The organism is Glutamicibacter sp. V16R2B1 (assembly GCF_005774635.1).
GTDB lineage: Bacteria > Actinomycetota > Actinomycetes > Actinomycetales > Micrococcaceae > Glutamicibacter > Glutamicibacter creatinolyticus.
The window spans coordinates 19,439-31,770 of sequence record NZ_VATX01000007.1 but is presented as its reverse complement, the minus strand read 5'-3'; the positions used below and the strand labels follow the sequence as shown (position 1 = coordinate 31,770).

The following is a 12,332-nucleotide window of genomic DNA, read 5'->3' as shown; positions in this document are numbered from 1 at the left end:
GGATTACTTTCCCGCCGGGTTCCCCGGGCGTTGCTGCGCGGTGGAGCCCGAGCCCAGTGTCTTGCCCTGCTCCGGGGCCTGCGGTGCATCGGCGGCATCCCCAGTGGGCTGTGCGGCCTCGGTGGTCACCGCGGCGGCGGCCAGGCCGTGCTCCGGGTCAACCTCAACCAGGCCCTGCTCATCGCGCATGCGCTCGGTGCGGGTCTGGGTGCTCAGCGACTGGTTCGGCAGCAGCAGCACCGCGATCACGGTGATGATGCTGATCGGTGCGGCGACCGCGAACAGCTGGGCCACGGCATCGCCATAGGTGGATTCCAGGATCACGCGCACCGGTTCGGGCAGCGAGGAGATTTCCGGCAGCGAGCCCGAATTCAGGGCGGCGCCCACCTCAGCGGCCTTGTCGCCCAGCGAGGCCAGAGCCTGCATCAGCTCGTTCTTGCGGTCCTCGAGCATGTTCGGGATGCTGACCGCCAACAGTGCGCCCAGCCCGGCGGTGCCGGCGGTGCCGCCCAGGGTGCGGAAGAAGTTCACGGCCGAGGAGGCCACGCCCAGCTCACGCTGTGCCACCGAGTTCTGCACGACCAGCACCATGTTCTGCATCACCAGGCCCACGCCGGCGCCCAGGATGAACATGTACGTGGCCACCAGCACGAACGGGGTGTCGTAGTGGATGCTGCCTAGCAGGAACAGCCCGATCACCTGCAGGATGGACCCGCTGACCACCAGCGCCTTCCACTTGCCGTAGCGCGAGATCAGCCAGCCGGCGCCGGTGGAGATCACCAGCAGGCCCGCCATCATCGGGAAGGTCATCAGCCCGGCCTGCATGGCGCTGGCGCCGCGGGCCATGATCATGTACTGGCTGAGGAACACCGAGGTGCCGAACATCGACACGCCCACCGCCAGCGAGGCGATCACGGCGAAGGTGAAGGTGCGGTTGCGGAACAGGGTCAGGTTCAGCAGCGGCTCCTCGGCGCGCAGCTCGACCAGGACGAACGCGGCCAGCAGCAGCACCGAGCCGGCGACCATCAGGTAGCTGGTCAGGGAGGCCCACTCGAATTCACTGCCGCCCAGCGACATCCAGATCAGCAGTAAGGACACGCCGGCGGAGAGCAGGATCATGCCCCAGTAGTCGATCTTGAACGACCGCTTGGTCACGGCGGGCAAATGCAGGGTCCGCTGGATCATGATGACCGCGACGATCGCCACCGGCAGGGCGACGAAGAAGTTCCAGCGCCAGTTGATGGTGTCGGTGATGAACCCGCCGATCAGCGGTCCACCGACCGTACCCACGGCCATGACCGCGCCGAACAGGCCCATGTACTTTCCGCGTTCGCGCGGGGAGAGGATGTCGGCCATCACGATCTGGCTCAGGGCGCCCATGCCGCCGCCGGCCAGGCCCTGGATGATGCGCATCGCGATCAGGAAGTTCGTGTCCTGCGCAAAGCCGGCGGCCGCGGAGGCCAGCACGAACATCATCAGCGCGATCTGCAGCAGCAGCTTGCGGTTGCCCAGGTCGGCGAACTTGCCCCAGATCGGGGTGGAGACGGTGGTGGCCAGCAGCGTGGCGGTCACCACCCAGGTGTAGGCGGTCTGGCTGCCGTGCAGGTCGGCAACGATCACCGGCAGCGAGCTGGCAACAACGGTGCCGGCCAGGATCGAGACGAACATGCCCATCAGCAGCCCGGTGAGAGATTGCAAAACCTCCCGGTGCGACATACGCGGGTTCTGATCCGCGGGTGTAGTGGTCATAGTGCTCCAAAGTCTGTTAGTTGAACTACGTCAACTATAGACCGATGGTTGAGTTCGATCAACCAAAGTGGGCGATTCCACATTCATTGACTTTTGACAACTAAAAACCGGGCGCGTGTGCCCGTCCACGGGAGGCGAACCGTGGCGTGCCGGGGAGGGCGATGGCCGTGGGGGCAGCCCTAGGAGTCCTGGGAAGCGGAGGGCGTGGCGGGGGCCGCGGGCGCGGTGTCGCGCCGCCCCTCGAACGCACGGGCCAGGGTGACCTCATCGGCGTACTCCAGGTCCCCGCCCACCGGAAGGCCCGAGGCCAGCCGGGTGATGCTGATGCCCAGCGGCCGCAGCGCACGAATCAGGTAGGTGGCCGTGGCCTCGCCCTCCAGGTTCGGGTCGGTGGCCACGATCAGCTCGGTGATCGACTCATCGCCCAACCGGGCGAGCAGCTCGCGGATGTGCAGCTGCTCCGGGCCGATGCCCTGGATCGGGTTGATGGAGCCACCCAGCACGTGGTACTTGCCGTTGAAGGCGCGCGTGCGCTCAATGGCCAACACGTCCTTGGACTCCTCGACGATGCAGATCTTGCTGCCATCGCGGCGTTCATCCCGGCAGATCGCGCAGATCTCCTGCTCGGTGATGTTGAAGCAGATCTGGCAGAACTTCACCTTCTCCTTCACCGTCTGGATGGCGGCCGCCAGCCGGGTCATATCACCCGGATCGGCATCGAGGATATGGAAAGCGATGCGCTGTGCGGACTTCGGACCGATGCCCGGAAGCCGACCGAGCTCGTCGATCAGTTCCTGAACTGCTCCCTCGTACACTGCTGCTCTCTTTCCTTGCTGGGCGAACCCGTGCTGGCTGGCCGGGGTTCGCGTACTAGATTAGCGTCTCACACCGACACTTACCCGTGGCGGGCGGCGCAGCTAGAGGCTGCGGCGAAGTTCCACCGGATTGCCGTTGGTGTCGCGCTGTTCGATCACCACGCCGCCCAGCAGCCGTTCGATGGCCGGCACCCCGATCAGGTTCGAATCCTCCACCGCGATGTCATCATCGCTGGGCACGAACTCATCCGGCTCCGGTTCCGGCTGCGGTGTGGGGCGCTGCGGTGCCGAACGCTGCGGCTGGCCCCAGGAACCGGCGGCCGAATCCATCGGGGACGAGGAGCTGCGCGCCTGGTTCATCAGCTGCTGGTAGCGGCTCAGCCGCTGGCCGCCCTGGGCTGCAGGAGCAGCGGGGGCCGCGGGTGCGGGGGCTGCGGGTGCGCCCGACTGTGCGCGCGGCGCTGCGGGCTGCCCCCACGCATTGTCCGCCGCCGAGGCATGCCCGGCGCCAGGAGCCGGGGCGACGGGGGCCGATTCCTGGTCCATGGGTGGGCGCTGCTGGTGCGGCTGCGATGGCTGTGACGGTTGGGCCTGCGGCAGGCCGGCCGGCTCCGGCCTGGCCGGGATCGGGGCTTCGCGGTGGGCCTGGGGTGGTTCCGGTTGCCGACGCTGTGGCTCGTTGCCCGGGGCCGGCGGTGCCGGCTCGGAAGGCACGTCCACCGGACCGGTAGGTGCCGGGAAGGAATCGGTGGTGCTGCCCGGGCGCAGCGGAACGTCGCTGACCGGCCGGGAGTAGCCGCCGGCCGCCGCGGCAGGTGCCGCCGGCCCGCCCTGCTCGGCCTGCCGGGCACTCATGCCGGCGGTCATCCGCGGCTTGGGTGCCACCGGTGGCCCGTCAAAGGTACGCGGAGCCCCGGGGGCAGCCGTCTGCCCGGAGGGCGCCACGGGACCGGACGGGGCCTGCCGCGCAGGCGTAGCTGGTACGTCGGCAGCAGCCGGGCGTGCGGCTGGCTGGGGGCGCGACGGCTCGGGGGAGTAGTAGCTGTCCTCTGGAGGGTAGGAGTCCTCGTACGGATCGTACGGCGGTTCCTCATCGTAGGGCGGTTCGTCGTAGGGCGGGGCGGAGATCCCCGCCGGTGCGGAGCCCTCACCGGCGCGCTGCCCGGCAGGTTCCTGCCGGGAGGGCTGGGCGACCGACGCTGCCTGCGGTGAGTGGGGCGTGGGCGCCGGGGCGTCCGCCGCTGCGTTCGACTGACGTTCAGCTACTGGTGCGGACGCCGGCTGGGGCCGGCGGTCACCTTTTGGGGAACCACCACCGGTGGGACCCGAGCCTCCCTCGGTGAGGACCACCTCGACCTGTTGCCGCATGACCTGGCTGACCGTATTGGTCAGCAGCCCCATCATGTCCGGCCGGTTGCGCAAGTTCACCAGCGGCCCGGAGTTTGAGAAGGCCAGTGTCAGGGTGCGACCGTCGAAACCTCCGATGTTCGCATAGTTCGCAACCATCGAGTGCAGAACCCGCGAGTGGGACTGCAGCTGCTCCAGGATCGTGGGCCAGGCCTGCTGGAACGCCTGGACTGCACCGCCGGACCCGCCCGAGGCGGCAGCCGCTTGAGACTGCTGCTGTGGCTGTTGGCGCTGCGGGGAAGGCTGACCATGTGGTGCCTGCTGCTGCTGCGGCCGCTGCTGCTCCTGCTGCATCTGGCGCTGCTGTTCGGCGCGCTGTGCCTGCTCGCGTTGGGCCTGTTCACGGCGTGCGTTTTCTTCGGCCTGGCGCTGCGCTTCGGCGCGTTGGGCTTGTTCGCGTTCGGCCTGTTCGCGCTGAGCTTGTTCGCGTTGGGCTTGTTCGCGGCGTGCGTTTTCTTCGGCCTGGCGCTGCGCTTCGGCGCGTTGGGCTTGTTCGCGTTCGGCCTGCTCGCGCTGAGCTTGTTCGCGCTGGGCCTGTTCGCGGCGCGCGTTTTCCTCAGCCTGGCGCTGCACTTCGGCGCGCTGCTGTTCCGCGTGCTGATCCTGCTCGTCGGCCCCTCGGTGCTGTTCGAACTGGGCTGGATGGGCAGGGGAATCCTGTGCGGGTTGTGGCGAGGCGGGCTGCTGCTGAGCAGTTTGCTGTGGTGCGGCTGGGCCCTGCGGCTGGGACTGTTCGCGCTGCGCCGCCGCGCGCTTGGCGAATTCGGCCATGGCCGCGTTCTGCTTCACGTCGTCGATAGGCACTCCGGTGCCAAAGGAGAGGTCTTCGCCGCTGGCCGGATCCGGAACCAGGCTGAACGGGGAGACGCCTTCCGGACGCTGGGCCGGGACACTCGGGGAAGGATCCACCGGGGTGGTTACCGGATTGCTCGGCGCATCACTGATCGGACCCCAGGTGCCGCCCCAGTCGGCGTCGGCCCCGGTGTTGAGTGAGCCGCCCGGATCCAAGGGTCCGTCTTCGGCATCCGGGATCTGCTGCGCGCTCGGCTCCTGCGGCTGCCGGTGATCGGAAGCCGGAGTCTGTGAGTGAGCGGTCTGAGCGTCGGCTGGAACCTGTTCGGGCTGCTGAGCGGCGGGGGTTTCAGGCTCCTGGGATTGCGGGGAGGCAGTCTCGGCGGGGGCTGTTCCCTGCTTGCGGGCGCGGGCAGCCGCCAGTGCCTCACGTACTGCGGCGGCGCCCTGGCGGGTGCTTTCCGGAGATGCCATGGGAGCGCTGGACATCGGTGCATCGCTGGAGCCATCCTGCGCCAGCTCGGGCAGCGCGCCGCCGGTCATGGCATGGCGTTCGAGCCGATCCAGGCGGGCGGCAACGGCGCTGGCCCCGGCATCGGCCGAAGGCAGCAGCAAGCGCGCGGCCAGCAGCTCCAGGTGCAGGCGCGGTGAGGTGGCCCCGGTCATGTCGGTCAGGGCCTGGTTGGTTACATCGGCCCAACGGCTCAGCTCGGCCTGTCCGAACAGGGTGGATTGATCGGCCAGGCTCTGCAACTGGTCGCCGGGCATGCCGCGCAGGATCTTTTCCAGCCCCTCAGGCACCGCCTTGGCGATGATCAGGTCACGGAAACGCTCCAACAGGTCCTCGACGAAGCGGCGCGGATCCAGGCCGGTCTGCACGATCCGGTCGATCGCGTCGAACAGGCTGGCCCCGTCGGCCTCATGCAGCGCCAGGGACACCTCATCCAGCAACGTGGCGTGCGTGTAGCCCAGCAGGGCGACCGCGGTTTCGTAGTCGACCCCGGCCTCCGAGGCCCCGGCCATCAGCTGGTCCAGTACGGAGAGGGTGTCACGCACCGATCCTCCGCCGGCGCGGATCACCAGCGGCAGCACGCCCTCGGCCACCTGGACGTTCTCACGTTCGCAGAGGGTCTGCAGGTACTGCAGCAGGGCCTCGGGAGGAACCAGGCGGAACGGGTAGTGGTGGGTACGCGAGCGAATCGTGCCGATGACCTTGTCCGGTTCGGTGGTCGCGAAGATGAACTTGATGTGGGCCGGCGGCTCTTCAACGATTTTCAGCAGGGCGTTGAATCCTGCCGGGGTAACCATATGGGCCTCATCGATGATGAAGACCTTGTACCGGTCGCGGGTCGGGGCAAAAGTTGCACGCTCGCGAAGGTCGCGGGCGTCTTCGACGCCGCCGTGGCTGGCCGCGTCGATCTCGATGACGTCAAGGGAGCCCGGGCCGCCGCTGGCCAGTTCAATGCAGCTGTCGCATTTGCCGCACGGGGTCGGCGTCGGGCCTTCGGCACAGTTCAGGCAGCGTGCCAGGATGCGGGCGCTGGTGGTCTTGCCGCAGCCGCGGGGCCCGGAAAAGAGGTAGGCGTGATTGACCCGGTTCTTCGACAGGGCAGTCATCAGGGGGGTGGTCACGTGCTCTTGCCCGATAACGTCGGCGAAGGTGTCGGGACGATATCTACGGTAAAGCGCTGTACTCACACCGATACCCTATCTGTTCTTCGATGCATCAGGCATCAGCTGGTGAACAATTTCATCTGGCCGTACCACCCAAGGCTCCCGGGGCAGCCGGGCCGGGTCAAAGGCCCGCAACGCGGCGTCGAGCGAGCTGGTAGGCAGGCCCAATGACTCTAGCAAGATCCCGCGCACTTGGTCGGCATCAATGCCTTTCTCGAAAAGGTCTTCGAGGGTCACTGACCCGTCGCGTTTGGCCAGCCGTTGCCCCTTGTCGTTGACCGCCAACGGCACATGGGCATATTCGGGGACGGGCAGTGACAGCAGCGACGCCAAATAGGCCTGCCGGGGCGCCGAAGAGAGCAGGTCGTCCCCGCGCACGACCTGGTCGATGCCGAAGTGCCCGTCATCAACCACCACGGCGAGGTTGTACGACGGTGCGCCGTCGTTGCGTAACAGCACAAAGTCGTCGACCAGTCCGCGGTATTCGCCAGCCAATTCGTCATGGACGGTGAAGGAGGCGGTTTCGGCGCGGAGCCGCAAAGCGGCAGGCCGAACCTTGGCTCGCTCGGCCCGCTGCACGTCCGTCAGGTTTCGACAGGTGCCCGGGTAGGCGCCGGGTGCGGCGTGCGGCGCGGACGCAGCTTCGGCGATGTCCTTGCGTGAGCAGAAGCATTCGTAAACCATTCCGCGTTCAGCCAGAGACGCGATGATCTGCTGATAAGTGTCCAGCCGCTCGTGCTGGCGGACCAGGGGGCCATCAAAATCCAAGCCCAGCGCCGCCAATTCCTTGAGTTGCATTTCTTCGGCGCCGGAACGCACACGGTCCAGGTCTTCAATGCGCAAGAGGAACTGCCGCGAGGTTGAGCGGGCAAATAGCCAGGCCAGAATCGCAGTGCGTAAATTGCCAAGGTGAAGCGGCCCCGAAGGACTTGGGGCGTAACGACCAGCGCCCACCTAGACTCCATTCACGCATCGTGGAAAAGTAAAGACCCCTCATGCACCTGCCAGAGCCCATCTACCCTTGCTACCTTCCGGTCCTGGGGGAGTTCAACAGGATGACACCACACGAGGGGTCACCGAAAATACTACCGGAGACGTGCCCGTGGATGAAATCGAGGAGACGTGCCCTTGCTCTCAACGAGGGTGTTAAGATCCTTGCCGCTTACCCGGCATTCTGTTGGGGAGGGTCACGCCAGCCCAGAACCCGGAGCACTTCATCGTTCACCTCGACTGTGGGCAACATTGGATTTGTCGCCATCTCGGGTTCGAACGATTGGGCGCTGCGGATGCTGCCCGGCAGGTGAGTTTGAATCATCCCGTTGGGGGTGCGCCATTCAACCGAGCCATCCGGGCGGTATGTGGATTGCCACCCGAGCGCGTGCTTGAACATCTGGTGCCGCTTGCACAGCAGTCTCGTGTTCCGCCGTGTCGTTCCGCCGCCCTTCGCCCAGTCATCGATGTGGTCGATTTCGCTGGCATCGGGCAACCGACGACATCCGGGGAAGCAACAGTGCTCGTCCCGCCAGCGAAGGAATTCCCTTAGCACGTTGGGTGGCCGGTAGCGGGTTCGACCAATGTCGATTACCGCTCCGGTCCAGGGGTCGGTTAGCACCGGAATCAACGAAGGCGCGTTCTTGGCCAGCTGCAGCGCCACTCCCAGTGGGACCGGCCCGTAGCCTTCTAGTTCCGCTACCGTCCGCTGTGGGTTTGCAAGCATTTCCAGGGCCGGGATGGTGATTGCAATACGAGCCTTGACGTCGGCTCCCTTGCGCTCCGGCCAGCCATCCAACAACACATCCCGGAAGATGTCCGCGCGAATCTGCGCGTCGCCGCGATCGTCGTCCGGGTCGCGGTGTCCCGCGATGTGCCAGTTCAGCGTATTCATGATCGCGAGTGCGTCCTGGGCTTCCAGGGTGATCAGAATCTTGGCCATCCCGCCATCTTCGTTCCAGCAAATGACGCCGCGTTCGGCCTGCTTCACCTTGTGGCGTTCCTCCGGGCTTTGTGGATGAAGGCGTCCGCGCATCTTCTGCGCCTGTTTCTTGACGGTGTGGTCGGGGCTGGTGCGGGCAATGGGCAGCAGCACCTCTTCCAGATGGTGGGCTTCCTCCGGTTCAAGATCCTGCGAGTTTTTCACGATTTCCACCGCGCTCTTGGTGGTGATGCTTCCTTGGCTGAGCTCGCTGAGCGTCCTTGGGCACAAATGGCGCAGGCCTTCTGCGGTGATCAGTTTGCCTCGCACTACCCGCTCGGGTTCGCGCATGGCGATGGAAACTTCACTGACCAGCGAAGAGCGGATGATGTCCGGGTTTCGAGGGTCGACTCCGTAGTACTCAGCGCTGCGTTCCTGGAGTGCGTCCTGGAAGAGGACCTGTTGCTCGGCGTTCTGTTCCGCCTCCCGATTGGCCAGTTCCAAGGCATCAGCCAGCAGGAGCGCTTCCGCGCTATCCAGTTGTGAGCGAATTCTGGCGATTTGCTCAAGCTGGGTCAGGGCCTGCTTTGCAGTGGTGGCAACACCGAGCGCCGACAGTGTGGTGACGTTATCTGCCAACGAGCTGAAGACAACTTCCCGTTCCACCTGCGCGGACCAGTCTCCATCTGATCCACAAAACTCACGATGACCAGATGGGAGGATGTGCAAACGGTGAGGATCACCGTCGTTATGAAATACATCTCTTTTTCCCATGTATTCATTGTCTCGCGGCACCCCGACACTTTGATCTCGGGGTCTGCTCGATGGGGATAAGCGTCCGGAATCCCCGAACTTCCGGGGATCTTGAGCGACTGGGATACTTTTGAGGCTGGCCCGGAACCCGATTCGTGAATCAGGAAAAATTTCGATATGCTGGAGCCTGCTCTACAGAGCGCTATGGAGGATTCGCCTAGCGGCCTATGGCGCACGCCTGGAACGCGTGTTGGGTTCACGCCCTCGGGGGTTCAAATCCCCCATCCTCCGCCAGATGGATGTCCCGGTGGACCGTAACTTCGGTTCACCGGGACATTATCATTTAACCTCTGGGATCCTGCGGACTTGATCCCTGAGGGGAGCCGAGAATGACTAGTTGGATCACCGAGATCGGAATCGACTGTCATCGACCCGAAGCCTTGGCGGATTTCTGGTGTGCCGCACTGGGCTTTGCCGTTATCGAACGCACCGCCGAATTCGTGTCCATAGGTTCGCCCGCACTACGTGGTGAAGGTGGGCTTATGAGGAGTGCGGGTGAGGGGTCCGGAACCCCGATCCTGACCTTTGCTCGAGTTCCCGAGGGCAAGGGCGTCAAGAACCGGCTGCACCTGGACCTCACCCCGCATGGTGTTTCCCAGGAGGAGGAAGTGCGGCGTCTAATTATCCTTGGGGCCCGTCCCATCGACATTGGTCAGGGCATTCAAGAATGGGTGGTCATGGCCGACCCCGAGGGCAATGAATTCTGCGTCCTATCTGATCGATAGGCCCGCCACGTCGACGGTTGTGGGTGTGGCGTCGTTGTTCCTGGATTGCATTGGATTTGCGGCTTCCCAAGTAACCTGCGCTCTTTACCCGTCATCTCTTTCCCCGTCAGCCGCATGTTCTGCTGTAGTATCTGCTGTACTTGGGAAAAATTGGATCGTTCATCGATGTTTGGGGCATAGATATGGTGAATGAGAAGCGCAGAGTTGTGCTTATTTGTGGAGACGCGGCGGCGGGACCAGATTTTGATTTGGTGCTGCATAACGCCGGGTTCTCTGTTGACCGTGCGGACTCGGGCCGCTTAGGGGTGCAGCAGGTTGAGAGGGCCGAAACGGACATTGTCCTGGTCTTCCCCGGGCTGCCGGATATCGACATGAATGAAACCATTCAGCGAATCCGCCCGATAACCAAAGCGCACATCATTGCGATGTTGCCCAGCGACGACGAGATAGAAGTCGTGCTGGCGCTGGAAGCCGGGGCCGATCAATACATGGCCGGAACCGGACGCATGCGGGAGCTTCGCGCCCGGATCAATGCGATCATGCGGCAACGCGAGCGAATGCGGCAGCTGCTGAACGGAATCGATCCAGACGGCGGCGAGGAATTGCGCCACCGGGATCTGATTCTGAACACCAGCACGTGGGATGTGACGATTGACGGAACCTCCATTCCGGTCACCGCCACGGAGTTCTCGCTGCTGCACATGTTGCTGATGAATCCGGGGCGTGTGCGCAGCAAGCAGGAGATGGTGCGCCATCTCAATGGCTACGAGAACGGCGGTGACAGCTACATTTCCTCCGCCGATCAACGCAGCATCGAGGTGCATATCGCAAACCTGCGCCGCAAGTTGGGTGACTCGGCGCGGGAACCAAAATGGATTGAGACCGTTCGCGGCGTTGGCTACCGAATGATTACGGAACAGAAACTAGCGGTCTGACAGGCGCATTCAGATGAATTGATGAAATCTTTAGATGAACCTATCAGTAGTTTGAGTCACACGGGTAAGAATGGGGGCACGGTGTATACCGGGAGTGCTTCTCAGATGACGGCCTGACTGGTAATTGGGGGACCAGTTGACGTCATGAACACTCGCACTGTTAACAGCAACAGCACCGTAAGGCTCCCGCGCTCGCGGCGTCCGTTGCGCCCGGCCTTGCGAACTTAAGCGCTGGCCTTGCTCTGCACCAGTTCTGGGTAATGGATTGCCGCGGTCTGTGGGTGGGCGCGTAGCCAACCCTTGAGCACATTGGCGCCGTAGGAGGCCAGCATCGGGTTCTGCGGATCATCGGAGACGCCCCGGGCTTCGGCTGCCAGTTCGGCTGGCAGCTGGACCTTGTCGATCACCGCGTCCAGGCGCGGGGAGTAGAAGAAGGGCACCGAGTAGCGGTCCACGCCCGCCGGCGGGGCGATCACCCGGTGAATGGTGGCCATCAGGTACCCGTCGGTTGCCACCTCGAGCATCTCACCCAGGTTCACCACCAGCGCGCCGGGAGTGGGTGGCACTTCAATCCACTCTTCCTGCCCGTACGGCTGCACCTGCAGCCCGCCCACGCTGTCCTGCAGCAGCAGGGTGATGAAGCCGTAGTCGGCGTGCAGCCCCACGCCCTGGTTGCCGGCGTCCGGGACCACGTCACCGGAGACGTAGTGCACCAGCTTGCCCATCCAGGCCGGGGTGTTGGCAAACGGCTCATCAAAGTGGTCCTCATCCAGCCCCAGGCCCACGGCCAGCGCCGAAAGCAGCTCATGTCCGGTCTGGTGCATCAGCTCGGCCCACGCCATCGCGCGTTCCTCCAGCTGTGGGAAATCCTGGGGGAACTGGTTCGGGCCCTGCAGATTCAGGTAGGGGGCGTCCGCGGGAACGGCGTCGAGGGCAGGGCGCTGTGGGCCGTAGTCGATCTGTTCACGCGCATCGGCCCGTCCCCGGGTGATCTCGGTGCCCATCCGGGTGTAGCCGCGGAACTGGGCGCTGTTGCGGTTATCCAGCTTCAGCTTCTGCTCCACCGGCTTGGCGAAGAACTCGGCGATGGTTTCCAGCAGCTGCTGGTCCTGGTTCTCGGTCTTGGCGTAGCCGACGATCTGGAAGAAGCCGACGCGGTGCGCCGCGTGGCGCAGCTTCTGGACGAACTGCTGATTGAAGGAGCCGTCGGCGTTGCGGGCGGTGGAGATATCGAGCACTGGGATCTCGGTGACTGCGTTGTTCATGCCCACAATGTTGCACCCGCCGCAGCGATTGTTACCAGCGTAGGTTACGCACGGTTCCGGCAGGTTAATGAATGCGTCGAAATCCTTGTTTTCTGCGTGATTACTGGGGCATACTGCCCGGCGACGGCACCCGGGGGCGCTGTGTAGAGGACAACGAGCCGCTCCGCCGGGGACATGATAACCCACGCGGGGGCGGTTGGCCGCATCCGTTGCGTTGCGGGTCTGGGCCGACAGCGGTTTTCTAT

General features: G+C 64.6%; 8 protein-coding genes, 1 tRNA gene and 1 other RNA gene. 3 read left to right on the top strand and 7 right to left on the bottom strand.

What is annotated here, in order from left to right; translation table 11 throughout:
• Positions 1-3 precede the first annotated feature (3 nt).
• The 6 genes from FDN03_RS04285 to FDN03_RS04260 form a co-directional block, all read right to left on the bottom strand.
• Positions 4-1,749, bottom strand: coding sequence for a DHA2 family efflux MFS transporter permease subunit (locus FDN03_RS04285; RefSeq protein ID WP_249354277.1), 1,746 nt, complete (start codon positions 1,747-1,749; stop codon positions 4-6).
• 179 nt (positions 1,750-1,928) lie between these two features.
• On the bottom strand, positions 1,929-2,564 hold the full coding sequence (gene recR / locus FDN03_RS04280; protein WP_138174443.1) for a recombination mediator RecR: 636 nt from the start codon (positions 2,562-2,564) through the stop codon (positions 1,929-1,931).
• Positions 2,565-2,666: 102 nt separating this feature from the next.
• Entirely contained in the window at positions 2,667-6,461 is a 3,795-nt protein-coding gene (locus tag FDN03_RS16735; protein ID WP_249354275.1) for a DNA polymerase III subunit gamma and tau, read from the bottom strand.
• A gap of 9 nt (positions 6,462-6,470) precedes the next feature.
• On the bottom strand, positions 6,471-7,391 hold the full coding sequence (gluQRS, locus tag FDN03_RS04270) for a tRNA glutamyl-Q(34) synthetase GluQRS (protein WP_138174441.1): 921 nt from the start codon (positions 7,389-7,391) through the stop codon (positions 6,471-6,473).
• Between the two features lie 27 nt (positions 7,392-7,418).
• Positions 7,419-7,515: signal recognition particle sRNA small type (ffs, locus tag FDN03_RS04265), an RNA gene on the bottom strand.
• Between the two features lie 84 nt (positions 7,516-7,599).
• On the bottom strand, positions 7,600-9,015 hold the full coding sequence (locus tag FDN03_RS04260; RefSeq protein ID WP_171021126.1) for an HNH endonuclease signature motif containing protein: 1,416 nt from the start codon (positions 9,013-9,015) through the stop codon (positions 7,600-7,602).
• 293 nt (positions 9,016-9,308) lie between these two features.
• Here FDN03_RS04260 and FDN03_RS04255 point away from each other — a divergent pair.
• The 3 genes from FDN03_RS04255 (at position 9,309) to FDN03_RS04245 (ending at position 10,822) form a co-directional block, all read left to right on the top strand.
• A tRNA-Ser gene (locus tag FDN03_RS04255) sits at positions 9,309-9,396 on the top strand.
• A gap of 95 nt (positions 9,397-9,491) precedes the next feature.
• The gene (locus FDN03_RS04250; RefSeq protein WP_138174437.1) at positions 9,492-9,887 is read left to right on the top strand and encodes a VOC family protein; all 396 of its coding nucleotides are present in this window, start codon (positions 9,492-9,494) and stop codon (positions 9,885-9,887) included.
• 140 nt (positions 9,888-10,027) lie between these two features.
• On the top strand, positions 10,028-10,822 hold the full coding sequence (locus FDN03_RS04245) for a response regulator transcription factor (protein ID WP_138925534.1): 795 nt from the start codon (positions 10,028-10,030) through the stop codon (positions 10,820-10,822).
• A 224-nt stretch (positions 10,823-11,046) separates the two neighbouring features.
• On the opposite strand, the gene FDN03_RS04240 is transcribed toward FDN03_RS04245, so the two are convergent.
• Positions 11,047-12,087 (bottom strand): 2-oxoglutarate and iron-dependent oxygenase domain-containing protein, encoded by a 1,041-nt coding sequence (locus tag FDN03_RS04240; RefSeq protein ID WP_138174433.1) that lies wholly within the window; start codon positions 12,085-12,087, stop codon positions 11,047-11,049.
• Between the last annotated feature and the right edge of the window lie 245 nt (positions 12,088-12,332).